This is a genomic window from Arthrobacter sp. CP30, assembly GCF_053470025.1.
Genome location: NZ_JBQEMM010000004.1, coordinates 141,461 through 158,681 on the forward strand (window position 1 = coordinate 141,461; position 17,221 = coordinate 158,681).

General features: G+C 68.4%; 12 protein-coding genes. 4 read left to right on the forward strand and 8 right to left on the reverse strand.

What is annotated here, in order from left to right:
- The first annotated feature begins 48 nt into the window (after positions 1-48).
- The 4 genes from purH to ACTIMO_RS07530 all read left to right on the forward strand — a co-directional run bounded on the left by purH (position 49) and on the right by ACTIMO_RS07530 (position 7,596).
- Entirely contained in the window at positions 49-1,653 is a 1,605-nt protein-coding gene (gene purH, locus ACTIMO_RS07515; protein WP_448182008.1) for a bifunctional phosphoribosylaminoimidazolecarboxamide formyltransferase/IMP cyclohydrolase, read from the forward strand.
- A gap of 171 nt (positions 1,654-1,824) precedes the next feature.
- Entirely contained in the window at positions 1,825-4,047 is a 2,223-nt protein-coding gene (locus ACTIMO_RS07520) for an NADP-dependent isocitrate dehydrogenase (RefSeq protein ID WP_448182009.1), read from the forward strand.
- A gap of 170 nt (positions 4,048-4,217) precedes the next feature.
- A complete protein-coding gene (locus tag ACTIMO_RS07525; RefSeq protein ID WP_448182010.1) occupies positions 4,218-5,270 on the forward strand; it encodes a hypothetical protein in 1,053 nt (350 codons plus the stop codon).
- An 85-nt stretch (positions 5,271-5,355) separates the two neighbouring features.
- Positions 5,356-7,596: a hypothetical protein gene (locus ACTIMO_RS07530; protein ID WP_448182011.1), complete on the forward strand. Its 2,241-nt coding sequence runs from the start codon at positions 5,356-5,358 to the stop codon at positions 7,594-7,596.
- 80 nt (positions 7,597-7,676) lie between these two features.
- Here the strand turns inward: ACTIMO_RS07530 and ACTIMO_RS07535 are convergent, their stop codons facing one another.
- The 8 genes from ACTIMO_RS07535 to ACTIMO_RS07570 all read right to left on the reverse strand — a co-directional run bounded on the left by ACTIMO_RS07535 (position 7,677) and on the right by ACTIMO_RS07570 (position 16,940).
- Positions 7,677-8,756 (reverse strand): Gfo/Idh/MocA family protein, encoded by a 1,080-nt coding sequence (locus ACTIMO_RS07535; RefSeq protein ID WP_448182012.1) that lies wholly within the window; start codon positions 8,754-8,756, stop codon positions 7,677-7,679.
- A gap of 159 nt (positions 8,757-8,915) precedes the next feature.
- A complete protein-coding gene (locus ACTIMO_RS07540) occupies positions 8,916-10,019 on the reverse strand; it encodes a substrate-binding domain-containing protein (protein ID WP_055770021.1) in 1,104 nt (367 codons plus the stop codon).
- Positions 10,020-10,095: 76 nt separating this feature from the next.
- Positions 10,096-11,397 (reverse strand): multiple monosaccharide ABC transporter permease, encoded by a 1,302-nt coding sequence (mmsB, locus tag ACTIMO_RS07545; RefSeq protein WP_055770024.1) that lies wholly within the window; start codon positions 11,395-11,397, stop codon positions 10,096-10,098.
- Between the two features lie 25 nt (positions 11,398-11,422).
- Positions 11,423-12,961, reverse strand: coding sequence for a multiple monosaccharide ABC transporter ATP-binding protein (gene mmsA / locus ACTIMO_RS07550; RefSeq protein ID WP_152815606.1), 1,539 nt, complete (start codon positions 12,959-12,961; stop codon positions 11,423-11,425).
- A 124-nt stretch (positions 12,962-13,085) separates the two neighbouring features.
- Positions 13,086-14,309, reverse strand: a complete 1,224-nt coding sequence (locus ACTIMO_RS07555) for an ROK family transcriptional regulator (protein ID WP_055770029.1) — start codon at positions 14,307-14,309, stop codon at positions 13,086-13,088.
- 32 nt (positions 14,310-14,341) lie between these two features.
- Positions 14,342-14,860: a gamma carbonic anhydrase family protein gene (locus ACTIMO_RS07560; RefSeq protein ID WP_448182013.1), complete on the reverse strand. Its 519-nt coding sequence runs from the start codon at positions 14,858-14,860 to the stop codon at positions 14,342-14,344.
- Between the two features lie 40 nt (positions 14,861-14,900).
- Positions 14,901-15,770 carry a formyltetrahydrofolate deformylase gene (gene purU / locus ACTIMO_RS07565; protein WP_448182014.1) on the reverse strand — a complete coding sequence of 290 codons (870 nt, stop codon included), beginning with the start codon at positions 15,768-15,770 and terminating at the stop codon, positions 14,901-14,903.
- The gene (locus tag ACTIMO_RS07570) at positions 15,771-16,940 is read right to left on the reverse strand and encodes an FAD-dependent oxidoreductase (protein ID WP_448182015.1); all 1,170 of its coding nucleotides are present in this window, start codon (positions 16,938-16,940) and stop codon (positions 15,771-15,773) included.
- Between the last annotated feature and the right edge of the window lie 281 nt (positions 16,941-17,221).

Sequence of the window (17,221 nt, forward strand, 5' to 3'; positions counted from 1 at the left end):
TATACACTTGTGGGCGACCCCCAGCGAAGCAATGTGACGGAGATCTGCGTGAGCCTGACCCACCTCGACCGTGTCCCCATCCGCCGAGCACTGATCTCGGTGTTCGACAAGACCGGTCTGGAGGAGCTGGCGCAGGGCCTGCACCGCGCCGGCGTCGCCATTGTCTCGACCGGCTCGACGGCGCAGCGCATCGCCGCAGCGGGCGTGCCCGTGACCGAGGTGTCCGAGGTCACCGGTTTCCAGGAGACGCTCGACGGCCGGGTCAAGACCCTCCACCCGAAGGTGCACGCCGGGATCCTCGCCGATCGTCGCCGCCAGGAGCACATCGACCAGCTCGCCGAGCTCGACATCGAGGCGTTCGACCTCGTCGTCGTCAACCTCTACCCCTTCGTCGAGACCGTGCGGTCCGGCGCTGAGCCGGACGCCGTCGTCGAGCAGATCGACATCGGCGGACCCGCCATGGTCCGCTCCGCGGCGAAGAACCACCCCTCGGTCGCGATCGTCGTGGACCCCGCGCGGTATGCGGACGTCGTCACGGCCGCCGGTGAGGGCGGCTTCGATCTCACGGCACGACGCCGGCTGGCCGCGCTCGCCTTCGCCCACACCGCGGCCTACGACACCGCCGTCGCGTCCTGGACGGCCGAGCAGTTCGACACGGACGAAGAAGCCTTCACCTTCCCGGGGTACGCCGGTCTCGCCCTCGAGCGGTCCGAGGTACTGCGCTACGGCGAGAACCCGCACCAGCAGGCCGCGCTGTACGTCGAGAAGGGAGCCACGCCCGGCATCGCCCAGGCCGACCAGCTCCACGGCAAGGCCATGAGCTACAACAACTTCGTCGATGCCGACGCCGCGCTGCGCGCCGCCTTCGACTTCGACGAGCCCGCCGTCGCGATCATCAAGCACGCCAACCCGTGCGGTGTGGCCGTCGGGAGCGCAGACGCGGAGGATCCGATCGCGGACGCCCATGCCAAGGCGCACGCCTGCGACCCCGTGTCGGCGTTCGGTGGTGTGATCGCCGCGAACCGCGAGGTGACCGCGCGCATGGCCGCCACCGTGAAGGACATCTTCACCGAGGTCGTCATCGCTCCTTCCTTCTCCGGGGAAGCCGTGGAGATCCTCTCGCAGAAGAAGAACATCCGCCTCCTGACGCTGCCCGACGGCTACGGCCGCAATCCGGTCGAGTTCCGTCAGGTGTCCGGGGGAGTGCTCATGCAGGTCGCGGACACGCTCGACGCCGACGGCGACGACCCCGCACGCTGGACGCTCGTCGCCGGTGAGGCTGCCGACCCGGCGACCCTCGCGGACCTCGCCTTCGCCTGGAAGGCCTGCCGCGCCGCGAAGTCGAACGCCATCCTGCTCGCGTCCGACGGCGCGTCCGTCGGAGTGGGCATGGGGCAGGTCAATCGTGTGGACTCCTGCCGCCTCGCCGTCGAGCGGGCCAATTCCCTCGCCGGGACCGCGCGGGCCCGCGGGTCAGTCGCCGCGTCCGACGCTTTCTTCCCCTTCGCCGACGGATTGCAGATCCTGCTCGACGCCGGCGTCCGCGCCGTGGTCCAGCCGGGCGGCTCGGTGCGCGACCAGGAGGTCATCGACGCGGCGAACGCGGCCGGGGTCTCGCTGTACCTGACCGGAGCCCGTCACTTCTTCCACTGACGCCTCAACGGGTCGCCGGGCGGACACCACCGCGCGGCGACCCGCGCCCGTCAACGCCGCCGTTCCGGGGCGCATACCGTTAGGTGATGCCCGAAGGACCTCGGTAGGTTAGAGCAGATGGGCAACCCCCAACCGACCGCACAACGCAAGAGCACCAGGGAGAAGCCACCCATGGCCAAGATCATCTACACCCACACCGACGAAGCGCCGATGCTGGCCACCTACTCGTTCCTGCCGATCATCGAGGCGTTCGCGTCCACGGCGGGCGTCGAGGTGGAAACCAGGGACATCTCGCTCTCCGGCCGCATCATCGCGCTCTTCAACGACCGCCTCCCCGAGGACCAGCAGGTGGCTGACGCGCTGGCCGAGCTCGGCGCCCTGGCGAAGACGCCGGACGCCAACATCATCAAACTGCCGAACATCAGCGCCTCGGTACCCCAGCTGAAGGCTGCGATCGCCGAGCTGCAGTCGCAGGGCTATGCCCTCCCGGACTACCCCGACCACCCCGCCACCGACGAGGAGAAGGACGTCCGCGCGCGGTACGACAAGGTCAAGGGCAGCGCCGTCAACCCCGTCCTGCGCGAGGGCAACTCGGACCGCCGCGCCCCGGCGTCGGTGAAGAACTACGCGCGCCAGAACCCGCACAGCATGGGGGCCTGGACGCCGGAGTCGAAGACGAACGTGGCGCACATGACGAGCGACGACTTCCGTTCCAACGAGCAGTCCGTCGTCATCCCCGCCGAGACGACCGTCAGTATCCAGCACGTCGCCACCGACGGCACCGTCACCGAGCTCAAGGGCGCCTTCCCGGTGCTGGCGGGAGAGGTGCTCGACGGCACGGTCCTGCGCGCCGATGCCCTCAACGCCTTCCTCAAGGCCCAGGTGGCCCGGGCGAAGGACGAGGGCGTACTGTTCTCGGCCCACCTCAAGGCCACCATGATGAAGGTCTCGGACCCCATCATCTTCGGCCACGTGGTTCGCGCCTTCCTGCCCGAGCTGTTCGAGACCTACGGCGAGCAGCTCGCGACGGCGGGCCTCAGCCCGAACAACGGCCTCGCCTCGATCATCGGTGGCCTCGACAAGCTCCCCGAGGACGTACGCGAGGGTGTCCAGCAGCTCATCGCCAAGGGCATGGAGGACGGCCCGGCGATCGCGATGGTCGATTCCGACAAGGGCATCACCAACCTGCACGTCCCCAGCGACGTGATCGTGGACGCTTCCATGCCGGCCATGATCCGCAGCTCCGGCCACATGTGGGGGCCGGACGGCGAGGAGGCGGACACGCTCGCCGTCATCCCCGACAGCAGCTACGCCGGGATCTACCAGGTCGTCATCGACGACTGCCGCGCGAACGGCGCCTTCGACCCGACCACCATGGGCACGGTTCCCAACGTGGGCCTGATGGCCCAGGCGGCCGAGGAGTACGGCAGCCACAACAAGACGTTCGAGATCCCTGCCGCCGGGAAGGTCCAGGTCGTCGACGCCGACGGCGCCGTGCTGATCGAGCACGACGTCGCTCCGGGTGACATCTGGCGCGCCTGCCAGACCAAGGATGCCGCGATCCAGGACTGGGTGAAGCTCGCCGTCACGCGCGCCCGCGCCTCGGCGACGCCGGCCGTCTTCTGGCTCGACAAGGGCCGCGCCCACGACGCCAACCTCATCGCGAAGGTCGAGGAGTACCTGGCAGCCAACGACACCGACGACGTGACGCTCGAGATCATGACGCCGGTCGACGCCACCGCGTTCACGCTCGAGCGCATCCGCAAGGGCGAAGACACCATCTCGGTGACGGGGAACGTCCTCCGCGACTACCTGACGGACCTCTTCCCCATCCTCGAGCTGGGCACGAGCGCCAAGATGCTCTCCGTGGTGCCCCTCATGAACGGTGGCGGGCTCTTCGAGACGGGCGCCGGCGGGTCCGCTCCCAAGCACGTGCAGCAGCTCGTCAGGGAGAACCACCTGCGCTGGGACAGCCTGGGCGAGTTCCTCGCCCTCGCGGTCAGCTTCGAACACCTGGCGACGACGACGGGGAACGAGCGCGCGCAGGTCCTCGCCGACACACTGGACCGAGCCACGGGGACGTTCCTGCTCGAGAACAAGTCGCCGAGCCGCCGCGTGGGCGAGATCGACAACCGCGGCAGCCACTACTTCCTCGCCCGCTACTGGGCCGAGGAGCTGGCGAAGCAGGAGCAGGACGCGGCGCTGGCCGAGAGCTTCGCGCGCGTCGCCGAGGCGCTGACCGGCAACGAGGACACCATCGTGGCCGAGTTGCTCGAGGTCCAGGGCCGCCCGGCGGACATCGGCGGGTACTTCCACCCGGACGTCACGAAGGTCAGTCAGATCATGCGCCCTTCCGCGAAGCTGACCGAGGTCCTCGCGATCCTCGCCCCGTAACACCCCACCGAGGGATCGACAGCCGGTGGTCCGCTTGTGCGGACCACCGGCTTCTTCGTGAAACCCGTCATTTACAGGCCGCACTCCGCGGGTCTATGGTTGCACCACGGTCTCAGCCTGGGGGTGCATGTGCGATGAAGATGCGGAAGCGTCGGTCTCTTGCCACCTCTGTGCGCCTCTCACTCCTCGTCGGCGCCAGTGCCCTCGGATGGATGGCCCTAGGTGCGTCGGGCGCCTCCGCCGCCGACCTCCCCGCCGAGCGCGGCCTGCTCGGGTCCGTGACGGACGTCGTCGAAACGACGGCGGCTCCCGCCCTCGCTGCTGTCACAGAGACCGCTGCCCCGCTGGTGGCCGCGACAGGTCTGCAGCAGATACCCGTCCTTCCGCTCGTCGATGACGTCGCCGCCCGCGTGCCCCAGCTTCTCTCGGAGCCTGTCGGCTCGGTGCTGTCACCCGTGACGACGACGGTGGACCGGACCCTTGCGCAGGTGCCCGTCGTCGGACAGATCGTTCCGACGGGAACGGTCACCGGGATCACCACGCCGGTGACCGGCATCGTGGACGGCGCCGTCGGTGGCGTCGTCGAGCCCGTACTCGGGGTCGTTGCTCCCGTGACCGATATCGTGGCCCCCGTGGTCGAGGCGCTGCCCGTGCCAGTGGCCGTACCGCCGGTCGCCGTGCTGCCGGTCACTGATCTGCCGTCCCCGGTGGTGACCGCTCCTGTCGCCGTCGTGCCGCAGGCGCCCGTCCCCGCCGAACCGGTTGAAGCCGTCGCAGTTCCGGAGCCGGCCGTGCCGACTGCCGGCTCCGCGCAGACTCCGGTCACCAGGGACGCCTCGGCCGATCCCGCGCAGGCGGCGAGCCGGATCGCGACCCCTGCGGCGATCGGAGCGATTGGCTCTCTTCCCGCTGACCTCGTTCCCTCGGCCCCGGTATCGACCGTTCTCGAGCGTCTGGTCGAGCCACTCACCAGCGCTGCGGGCGCGACCCTGACCGCCTGGGTCGCCTCGACCGACGAAACGTCCGGGGCCCTCCCGACCGTCCTGTCGTCCTTCTCGGGCGGGACGTCGTCCATGACGGGTGCGGGTTCGGCGGCACCGCTCGCGGCACTCGCCGCCCCCGCATTCCTCGTCGTCCTCCTGCTGACCGGACGGCGCGGTCACCCCGCGAACGCTGACCTTCCGTCCGGCCCCAGTTTCGATCCCGGCTCTTCTCCCGATTAGTGGTGGCCTCGCCGTGCTCTCGCGCGGCTGACGGCTCACGGTGCCACACGCACCTCCACACCACTTTCATCACCAGGAGAACATCATGCGTACATGCGTGCAGCGAGGCCTCTACGGAGTCCTCCTAGCCGGGGGCGTCGTCGTCCTCGGAGCAGGAGCAGCGACAGCTGCGGACCTGTCATCATCGTCGACGACATCACTGACGGCGCCAACCACCGGGATATTCACAGCGGGGGCGGAGGCAGGCCTTGCCGCCGCCATCATTGCGCCACTGCAGGCGGGTACGACCAGCGGGGCGATCATCGACATCACCGCGGTGGCCCTCGGCGCCTCATCCGGCGCCTCTCCAGGCCTCGCGGGCTCATCCGACGGTCTGTTGGACGGCGGCCTCCTCAATGGGGGCCTGCTGAACGGGAACGTGGTCTCTCCGGAGGTCGTGGTACCCGTGAACGTGTCGGGAAATTCGCTGTCGGTGGTCGGGGATTCATCGTCGATCGGGACGTCGGGTTCGACCGGTTCGACCAGCGGTTCTGCCCCGGTGCCTGCCCCGGCCCCAGTCGGGAACAACCTCCTCGGCGGGGGTCTGCTGGATGGGAACGTGATCTCTCCTGAGATCGTGGTGCCCGTGAACGTGTCGGGAAATTCGGTGTCGGTGGTCGGGGATTCATCGTCGACCGGGACGTCGGGTTCGACCGGTACCGGAGGCACCGGTGGGACCGTGGGGGGTCCAACCGATGAGTCCGTCCACGGTGGGCTGCTAGACGGCGGCATTCTCGATGGGAATGTCATCGCTCCTGTGGTCACCGTTCCGGTGAATGTGAGTTGCAATGACGTGACCCTGGTCGGTGACAGCTCCTCGGATTGCACCACGGGATCGGCCGGGGGCACGACGGGTGGCAGCACGGGTGGGACCGTGGGGGGTCCGACCGGTGAGTACGTCGACGGCGGGATCCTCGACGGGAATGTCATCGCACCTGTGGTCACCGTTCCGGTGAATGTCAGCTGCAATGGCGTGAGCCTGATCGGTGACAGCTCCTCTGATTGCACCACCGGCTCGACGGGGGGCACGACGGGGGGCACGACGGGTGGCAGCACCGGTGGGAACACCGGTGGGAACACCGGCGGGGGCATCCTCGACGGCGGGATCCTCGACGGCGGGATCCTCGACGGTAATGTCATCGCACCTGTGGTCACTGTTCCGGTGAATGTCAGCTGCAATGGCGTGACCCTGATCGGTGACAGCTCCTCGCATTGCACCACCGGCTCGGCCGGGGGCACGACGGGTGGCAGCACCGGTTCGTCCGTGGGGGGTCCGACCGGTGAGTACGTCGACGGCGGGATCCTCGACGGGAATGTGATCGCTCCAGTGGTCACTGTTCCGGTGAATGTCAGCTGCAATGGCGTGAGCCTGATCGGTGACAGCTCCTCGGATTGCACCACTGGCTCGACCGGGGGCACGACGGGTGGCAACACCGGCGGAAACACCGGCGGAAACACCGGCGGAAACTCCGGCGGAAACTCCGGCGGAAACTCCGGCGGGGGAATCCTGGACGGCGGGATCCTCGACGGGAATGTGATCGCTCCTGTGGTCACTGTTCCGGTGAATGTCAGCTGCAATGGCGTGACCCTGATCGGTGATACCTCCTCTGATTGCACCACCGGCTCGACCGGGGGCACGACGGGTGGCAACACCGGCGGAAACACTGGCGGAAACTCCGGCGGAAACATCGGCGGAAACTCCGGCGGGGGCATCCTGGACGGCGGGATCCTCGACGGGAACGTCATCACACCGGTGATCACCGTGCCGGTCGTGATCGGATGCAACGGACTCACCCTGATCGGGGACAGCAACACCGAGTGCGGGACGGGCTCAACCACCCCGACGACGCCGACGCCGACGACTCCGACGACGCCGACGACGCCGACGACTCCGACGACGCCGACGACCCCGACGACGCCGACGACGCCGACGACGCCGACGACGCCGACGACGCCGACGACGCCGACGACTCCGACCGATCCCGCAGATCCGGGTACCGGCGGGGCCCCCACGACCCCCGGACCAGTCCCCACGGGATCAGGTACACCTGCACCGGGCCCCGTCTCGGTCTCCAGCGGCACCGTGAAGGTCACCGCTCCGGCCGCGTCGCTGTCACCCGGCAAGACTGCCGACCAGGCGGCAGGGGCAGTCACCGCCCCGACGGCGCTGGCTTCGACGGGCTTCGCCGAGCAGCATATCGTCCTGTTCGGCTCGCTCCTGGTGCTCGGTGGCCTGGGTGGCCTGGGTGGGCTGGTGCTCGCGCGCCGCGGCAGGGCATCCGTCTAGGCGGATCTGGCGGGACGAACGAAAGGACGGGCCCCGGCAGCAGTGGCTGCGGGGGCCCGTCCTTCGGCGCGCCGGTTGGCTCAGGCGTCGTCGTTGGCGTACCGGAGCCCGATCTGCGCCCGGACGTCATCCAGCAGGTGCATGGTCCTGAGAGTGTCACTGATCGGCATCGTCGGGCTCTCCGTCAGGCCCTCCTGGATGCAGCGGGTCACCTCGCGCAGCTCGTAGGTGTACCCGGCGCCCACCTGCTCGAAGTGCTCCACGCGGACCTCGTCGGGCCCTGCACTGATCGTCAGTTCCCGGGGGTTGTGCAGCGGTCCGCCGCCGGTCTTCAGCCAGCCCTCGGACCCGCAGACGGTGGCCTGACCCGGGCAGGACGCGATGAACGACGACGACAGCTGCGCATAGGCTCCGTTCCCATAGCTGAGCGTGACCGCAGCCTGCAGGTCGACGCCGTCGTCGTTGAGGGTGCCCACCGCAGACACGGAATCGGGGAAGCCGAGCGAGCCGAGCGCCCAGGTCAGCGGGTACACGGTGAGGTCGAGGAGGGCGCCGCCTCCGGCCTTCGGATCCCACAGCCGGCTCGTCGGATCCTCCGGCGCCGCGAAGCCCAGATCGCCCTGCACCCACCGGATGTCACCGAGCTCGCCGGCGTGGATGATCTCCCAGGCGCGGTTCACGCTCGGCAGGAAGCGGGTCCACACCGCTTCCATCATGAACAGTCCGCGCTCGGCGGCGAGGGCGGCGAGTTCCTCGGCCTCGACGGCATTGATCGTGAAGGGCTTCTCGCACAGGACGTGCTTGCCGCCGGTCAGTGCAGCCTTCGCAACGTCGTAGTGCTGCCCGTGCGGCGTGGTGATGTAGACGACGTCGACGTCGGGGTCATCCACGAGGCGCTGGTAGCCCGCCACGTCGCCGTCGTTGCCGTAGCTGGTGGCGAAGCCGAAGCGCTCGGCGAAGGCTGCTGCGCTCTCGGCACTGCGGGAGCTGACCGCGTGGAGCACGGCATCCTCGAGCAGGGCGATGTCCGCCGTGACCTTGGAGGCGATGCCGCCGGTGGCGATGACGCCCCACTTCAGGGGTCGGCCCGTCGCCGTGATCGGGCTGGGGGCGCCTGCTTCCGCGCAGGGGGGAACGGCGATTCTGGTCTGAGGGTTCATGGACCTATCCTTGCCGCTGACGGGTGCCGCGTCCATCGGCCTGCGCCGGATGGGCGAGGAACCGCACTCGCGTGCATCCTTCCCTCCGGCCGGTGCACGAAAAGATGCCCCGGCCGAAGCCGGGGCATCTCCTCAGGACTGCTGTCGCTCGAACCTGGACTACGGGTTCGTGATCGCCGACAGCGTGGGGTCGTCGGCGTAGGCGTCCGCCGCGTTGTCCTTCGTGACGATCTGCGGCTCGAGGAGGAATGCGGGAACGGTCTTCACACCGTTCTCGTAGGAGTCGGGATCGTTGATCTCGGGCTCCTCGCCGGCCTGGAGGTTACCGACCATGGTGATCGACTGCTCCACGAGTGCGCGGGTGTCCTTGTTGATGGTGGAGTACTGCTTGCCCTCCATGATGGACTTCACGGACTCGACCTCGGAGTCCTGGCCCGTGACGACCGGCAGGGTCTTGCCGGCACCCTCCACGGAGGTCAGGATCGCACGGGCGAGCGTGTCGTTGGGGGAGAGGACGCCGTCGAGCTCGGTGGAGCCGTAGCTGCCGGAGAGCAGCGTGTCCGCACGCTTCTGGGCGTTCTCGGCCTTCCAGCCCTGGGTGACAGCCTGCTCGAAGGTCGTCTGCCCGGAGGCGACGACGAGGTTGCCGTTGTCGATCTCGGGCTGGAGGATGCTCATGGCGCCGTCGAAGAAGACCTTCGCGTTGGCGTCGTCGGGTGATCCGGCGAAGAGCTCGATGTTGTAGGGGCCTTCGGGCTTGGCGGCCTTCATACCGTCGAGGAGGGCCTGGCCCTGCAGCTCGCCGACCTTGAAGTTGTCGTAGGCCACGTAGTAGTCGACCGCGTCGGTGTTCAGGAGCAGGCGGTCGTAGGCGATGACCGTGATGCCGGCCTCCTTGGCCTGCGCGAGCTGGGTGCCGAGCTGGGCGCCGTCGATGGCACCGACGATCAGGACCTTCACACCGTTGGTGATCATGGAGCTGATCTGGTTCTGCTGCTCGGAGACACCGCCGTTGGCGAACTGCACGTCCGGCTCGTAGCCGGCCTCGGTCAGGCCGTCGTTGAACAGCTTCTCCGCGAGGACCCAGTTCTCCGAGGTCTTCTGGGGCAGCGCGACGCCGATGGAGGAACCTGCCTCGAAGCCCGTCGCAGCGGCGGATTCTCCGCCTTCCGTGGCCGGGGCTGCTTCTTCGCGACCGCAGCCGGTCAGCGCCAGTGCTGAAATCGCAGCGATCGCTGCGAAGGACTTTGCGAACTTACGCATTGCTTTCTCTTTCTGTTGCTCGTGCTCTGGTGGACGGGTGGAGCATTGGGTCCGGGTGCCCGGTAGTGGCGGGCGCCTAGACGTCGTGGGAGATGACTTCCTTCGTTCCGACGGCCTGCTCCGTGGGAGCGGGTTTCGGGGCTTCGGCGTCGGCCTTTCGGCTGCCGCCACCTCCGCCGAAGTTCCTGGTGAGCAGGCCGATGATCGACGGCTTGCCCTGGCTCTTGTTGTAGACGTCGAAGGCGACCGCGACGAGGAGGACGATGCCCTTGATGATCTGGGTGTCGTCGGCGCCGGCTCCGAGCAGCTGCAGGCCGTTGTTGAGGACGGCCATCACGAGTCCGCCGATGATCGAACCGACCACGGTGCCGACGCCGCCGGTCACGGCCGCGCCACCGATGAAGACCGCCGCGATGGCGTCCAGTTCCCATCCGACGCCGTCGGACGGCCCGGATGCCGTGGACCGGCCCACGAAGATCATCCCGGCGAGCGCCGCGAGGATCGACATGTTCATCATGACCATGAAGTTCACGCGCTTGCTCTGCACGCCGGACAGCTCGGCGGCGTGACGGTTGCCGCCGACGGCGTAGACGTGGCGGCCGAGGATGGTCTTGTTCGAGATGAACGCGTAGATGATGACCAGGACGCCGAGGATCAGGCCGGGGACGGGGAAGGAGGTGCCCGGACGGCCCGTCGCGAAGAGGTACGTCGCGTACAGGATGACGGCGGAGAGCAGGACGACCTTCACGATGGGCACCCAGGTGGGGGGCACCGTCGCGCCGATCTTCTCGAGCTTGCGACGGCCGCGGACTTCGCTGTAGACGACGAACGCGACGAGTGCGAAGCCGATCAGCAGGGTCAGGTTGTTGTAGCCGAGATCCGGTCCCACCTCGGGGAGGTAGCCCGCACCGAGGTAGCGGAAGCCCTCGGGCACCGGCACGGTGAGGGAGTTGCCGACCGACTGGTTGGCACCCCGGAACAGGAGCATCCCCGCGAGGGTCACGATGAAGGCCGGGATGCCGACGTAGGCCACCCAGAAGCCCTGCCAGATGCCGATGACCGCACCGAGCACGAGGCCGAGGAGGACGCCGAGGTACCAGGGGATACCCCAGTCACGCATCGCGATGGCGACGACGATGCCGACGAAGGCAGCGATGGAGCCCACCGAGAGGTCGATGTGCCCGGCGATGATGACGAGCACCATGCCGATGGCGAGGATCAGGATGTAGGAGTTGCCGTTGAACAGGTTCATCATGTTCACGGACGTGAGTGTCTTGCCGCCGGTCTGCCACTGGAAGAACACGACCAGCGCGACCAGGGCGAAGATCATCCCGAACTGGCGGGTGTTCCCGCCGAAGATTTGTTTGAAGGAATTCATGGTGTGTCTTTCCTAGGAGCGTCGGTCAGGCAGCGGTTCGGCTGGCGGTCATGCGTTTCATCAGGGACTCCTGATTGGCGTCCTCGCGGGTCAGTTCCCCGGTGATGGCGCCTTCGAAGATCGTGTAGATGCGGTCGGAGAGGCCGAGCAGTTCAGGCAGTTCGGAGGAGATGACGATGACGCCCTTCCCCTGGTCCGCCAGTTTCTGGATGATGCCGTAGATCTCGTACTTCGCACCGACGTCGATCCCGCGCGTGGGCTCGTCGAGGATGAGCAGATCGGGGTCGGTGAACATCCATTTCGCGAGGACCACCTTCTGCTGGTTCCCGCCGGACAGCTTGGCCACACCCTCGTTGACGCTCGGCGTCTTGGTGCGCAGCGACTTCCGGTATTCCTCGGCGACGCGGAACTCCTCGTCCTTGTCGACGACGAGGCCGTGCGTGATGCGCTGCAGGTCGGCCGAGACCGTGGTGGTCTTGATGTCGTCCAGGAGGTTCAGTCCCAGCGACTTGCGGTCCTCGGTGACATAGGCGAGGCCGGCCTTGATGGCCTGGGGCACCGAGCGCAGCGTCACCTCCTTGCCGTCGATGAGGATCTGCCCGGACTTGAAGTTCCCGTAGGAGCGGCCGAAGACCGAACGCACCAGCTCGGTCCGCCCGGCGCCCATCAGCCCGGCGAAGCCGACGATCTCGCCACGTCGGACGTGGAAGCTCGAGTTCTTGCAGACGAGGCGGTCCGCCACGGTGGGGTGGGCCACGGTCCAGTCGCGCACCTCGAAGAACGTCTCGCCGATGTTGGGCGTGTGGTCGGGGAACCTCGACTCGAGCGAGCGGCCCACCATGCCTCGGATGATGCGGTCCTCGTCGACGCCGTCGTCCTTGACGTGAAGCGTCTCGATCGACTTGCCGTCGCGGATGATGGTGATCGAGTCGGCGATCTGCTCGATCTCGTTGAGCTTGTGCGAGATCATGATGCAGGAGATCCCCTTGGACCGCAGGCCCGACATGAGGTCCAGCAGGTGCTGGGAGTCCGATTCGTTGAGGGCCGCCGTCGGCTCGTCGAGGATGAGCAGCTTCACGGACTTGTTGAGTGCCTTCGCGATCTCGACGAGCTGCTGCTTGCCCACCCCGATGTCCTTGACCTTCGTGATCGGGTCCTCGCGGAGCCCCACGCGGGCCATCAGCTCGAGGGTGGTCCGGTTCACGTAGTCCCAGTCGATCACGCCGAACCGGGTGGGCTCGTTCCCGAGGAAGATGTTCTCGGCGATGGACAGCTCGGGGATCAGCGCGAGTTCCTGGTGGATGATCACGATCCCGGCCGCTTCGCTGGAGCGGATGTCCTTGAACTGGACCTCCTGGCCCTGGAACACGATGTCGCCGGAGTAGTCGCCGTAGGGGTAGAGGCCCGAGAGCACCTTCATGAGGGTGGACTTCCCGGCACCGTTCTCGCCGCAGATGGCGTGGATCTCGCCGGCCCGGACCTCGAGCGAGACGTCGGAGAGGGCTTTGACTCCCGGGAACTCCTTGGTGATGGAGCGCATCTCCAGGATGGTGTGGTTGTTCATGGGGCCTCCCGCGGCGACGGCGTTGTCTTGGTGCAGGCCAACCTCGACCCGAAAGAATTGAACACGCTGGTATGCCTTGTCGTCAACTGTTGAACACAAAGCACGGAGAAAACAGAGGAAAACTTCAGGCTGAGCTGGCGAGCGCGGGAGCGAGCCCCTGCTGTGCCAGGACGACGGCGGCCGCTCCGAGGGCTTCGGCGCGATCGCCGAGCGAGGACATGCAGACGTTCGTCGTGTCACCGATGATCGGCACGGCGTGCCGGGCGAGGCCGCGCCGCACGGGCTCCAGCAGGATCTCCCCGAGACCGGTCAGGGGCCCCCCGATGACGATCGTCTCGGGGTTGATGAGGTTCGCCATGTGCGCGAGTGCGCGGCCGATGGCCACGCCGGCGTCGTCGATCACGCGCAGCGCCGCGGTATCGCCGGCGAGCACCCAGTCGATGATCCGCTGCGTGTCCACCGTCTCGTTGCTGCCACGGCCGAGGAGTTCGATCATGGTGGACGTCGACGCCACCGTCTCGAGGCAGCCGCGGTTGCCGCACCGGCAGATGACACCCTGCTCGTTGATGGTCGTGTGGCCCAGCTCGCCGGTCACCCCGACGTTGCCGTAGTAGAGCGAGCCGTTCAGCACCAACCCGGCACCGATGCCCGATCCCACCTTCATGAACATCAGGTTGTCGACAGCACTGTGCGGTCCCCAGGTCACCTGTGCCAGGGCGCCGAGGTTCGCGTCGTTGTCGATGAAGACGGGAACCCGCAGTCGTTCGCTGAAGGTCTCGTGGATGTTGATGCCGACCCACTCCGGCAGGATGGCGCCCTGCACCACGGTTCCGGTGCGCCTGTCGATCGGCCCGGGGATGCCGATCCCGGCACCGAGGAGCGCGCGGCGGCGGATGCCGCCGTTCTCCAGGAGGGAATCGAGGAGGTCGGACGCCGCGGTCAGTCCGTCGACTGCACTGTGCCCGAGGGGGAGCGCGACGGACGCCTCCTGCAGCACGCGGTAGTTCGGGCTGGCGAGGACCACCCGGAGGTGGCGGCGCCCGATGTCGATCCCCGCGGCGACCTGCCCGTTGTCGTTGAGGATCACCGAGAGGGCGCGGCGGCCGGAACTCGTGGTGGGTGCAGTACTGACGATGCCGGTCGCCGCCATCACCTTGACGATGTTGGAGACCGTCGCCGTCGAGAGGCCGGTCTGCCGGGAGAGTTCGGCCTGGGTCTGCGGCCCGCCGCTCATCAGTGCCGCGATGACGCGCTGCTGGTTCTGCTCGCGCAGTGCGGACTGGGAGCCCGGCTTGGGAAGCGGGGCGCTCAGGCTTGTCCTCGCCGTCGAGGGGGAGTCTGCGGGCATGATCCCAAGGGTGCCGTAGCTCCCGCTTGTAGTCAAGAAGTTAACGCTTGGCGGTATTCCTGGGCGAGAAGCCTGTAGTCGGCAGCATTGGCTCGGACGCCGTCCACCTCGCCGTCGTCCAGCGTCCGGCGCACCTTCGCAGGGACACCGGCGACCAGGGAGCGGGGCGGGACCACCGTGCCCTCGAGCACGACGGCGCCGGCCGCCACGAGGGAGCCGGTACCGATGACGGCGCCGTTCATGACGGTCGCGCTCATGCCGATCAGGCAGTCGTCCTCGATGGTGCAGCCGTGCACCACGGCACTGTGGCCGACACTGACGCGGTCGCCGATGCGCGCCGGGAAACCCGGATCGGCATGCACCACCACATTGTCCTGGAGGTTCGTCCCCTCCCCGACGCTGATGGAGGAGGTGTCCGCGCGCAGGGTGGCGCCGAAGAACACGCTCGCGTGCCCGCCGATCGTCACCTCCCCGATGAGGGAGGCGGTGGGGGCGACGAAGGCGGAGTCGGAGACGCGGGGAGTCCTGCCGCGGAAGGTGTGGTTGGCCATGCCGCCAGCCTAGGCGACGCCTCCCGCGGCGGCGGGACGATCAGTTGAAGACGATGGTCCTGCGGCCGTCGAGGAGGACGCGCCGTTCCGCGTGCCACTGCACGGCCTGCACCAGGGCGCGGCCCTCGAGTTCCCGGCCGATCGCGGTGAGCTGCTCGGCCGTCCGCGCGTGGTCCACGCGGATGACCTCCTGTTCGATGATCGGGCCCTCGTCCAAGGCACCCGTGACGTAGTGGGCTGTCGCACCGATGAGCTTGACGCCGCGGGCATGGGCCTGGTGGTAGGGCCGTGCCCCCTTGAAGGACGGCAGGAACGAGTGGTGGATGTTGATCGCCTTGCCCAGGAGGTCCCCGCAGAGCCGGTCACTGAGGATCTGCATGTACCGCGCCAGGACCACCAGTTCGATGTCGTGCTGCCGCATCAGCGCACGCAGTGCGTCCTCCGCCTCGTCCTTGGTCTCCGGCGTGACCGGGATGTGGTGGAACTCGATGCCGTAGAAGGCGGCGAGGTCCTCGAGGTCCCGGTGGTTCGACACGATGACGGGGATGTCGATGGCGAGGGTGCCCGAGCGGTGCTGGAAGAGGAGGTCGTTGAGGCAGTGCGCTGCTTTCGAGACCATGATGAGGGTCCGGGTCCGGCGGGAGGCCTCGTTGAGCGACCACTCCATGCCGAACTCGCGGGCCACCGGTTCCAGGGCGGTGCGGAGCGCGTCCGCGGACGCCTCCGTGGTCAGGGCGACGCGCATGAAGAACGTGCCCGTCTCCGGGCTGCCGTACTGCTGGGATTCCGTGATGTTCGCGCCGAGTCCCACGAGGGCGCCGGAGACGCCGTGGACGATTCCCGGCCTGTCGGGGCAGGAGAGCGTCAGGGAGTAAAACGAGGGCGGACGGGAGGTCTCGGGGGAGGTCACCTACGCCAGATTACCGGCCACTGCCCGCCCGGCGCCCGCGCGGAGCCGTGTGACGGCGGCGACCGCCGCCGCGCGTCCGGCGCGGGAGGCCCCGAGGGTCGAGGCGGACGCACCGTAGCCCACGAGCAGGAGTCGGGGCTCCTTCGCCACATGGACCCCGTCCATCAGGATGCCGCCCCCGGGTTCGCGGAGGCGCAGCGGTGCGAGATGGTCCAGGGCGGCGCGGAACCCGGTGGCCCACAGGACGGCGTCGACGTGTTCCACCGACCCGTCCGCGAAGACGGCCGAATCCTCGCGGAGTTCGGCGAGGGGCCCGCGGGAGACCAGGATCCCGGCGTCGATCCCGGCCCGGTACTGCGCCGTGAGCGACAGCCCGGTGACGGAGACGACGCTGGCGGGCGGCAGCCCCGCGGCGGTCCGTGCGTTGACCTCCGCCTCGACCTCGCGACCCCACTCCGGATCGAAGGCGCGGCGCGTGAACGACGGCGGTCGGCGTGTCGACCAGACGGGTGCAGCTCCGGCCTCGTGGAGCTTCAGGACGAACTGCACCGCGGACGTACCGCCGCCGACGACCAGCACGCGCTGTCCTGCGAACTCCGCTGCCGAGCGGTAATCATGCGTGTGGAGCTGCCGGCCAGCGAAGACGTCCCGGCCGCGGTAGTAGGGCCAGTACGGGCGGTCCCAGGTACCGGTCGCACTGATGACGACGTCGGCGATCCAGGTGCCCGCCGTCGTCGTGATGCGCAGCGGTCCGTCTCCGTGGCCGGACGAACCGGCCGGCTTGTCCGCCGGCTCCACCGCCAGGACGGAGACGGGACGGTGCACGGGGAGGTGGAAGGTCCGCTCGTACGCGCCGTAGTAGCGGGACACGACATCGGCCGCCGGTTCCTTCGGGTCCGGTGTTCCGAGCGGCAGGCCGGGCAGGTCGTGGAGCGCGTGGGCGGCGTCGAAGGTGAGGGCGGGCCAGCGGTGCAGCCAGGCGCCACCGGGCGCCGGATTCGCATCGAGGACGACGACGTCGCGCTCTGCCTCCAGCCCCCGGCGCAGGAGGTGGTAGGCACTGCTGAGGCCGGCCTGGCCGGCGCCGATGACGAGGACGCGCACGCGCCCGGCGCCACCGGTCCCTGCGCCCGCCTGCACCGGCGTATCACCGGGGGTTGTCAGGTCCATCGCGTCCCACCTCTCCTGGCGGTCCGGGTCTCCGGGGCCCGCTCACTCTCAGCGAACGGCCGGGCAGTGGTGACTATTCCGGGCTCCGCGTCATCGCGTGGCGGTCGCCGCTCGGGAGCGGCTAGCATGGGAGCGTCGCGACTGGCGTAGGGTGGGCAACCACCAGGAAGCGGCGTGGAGCTGCCGCCGTCCTCCGGGCGCGGCGCGGACTTCCAGTGCAGACCACGGATCGCACGCCTGGGCCGCGGGTCACGTTTCATGAGCGGCCGGGGCACGGACCA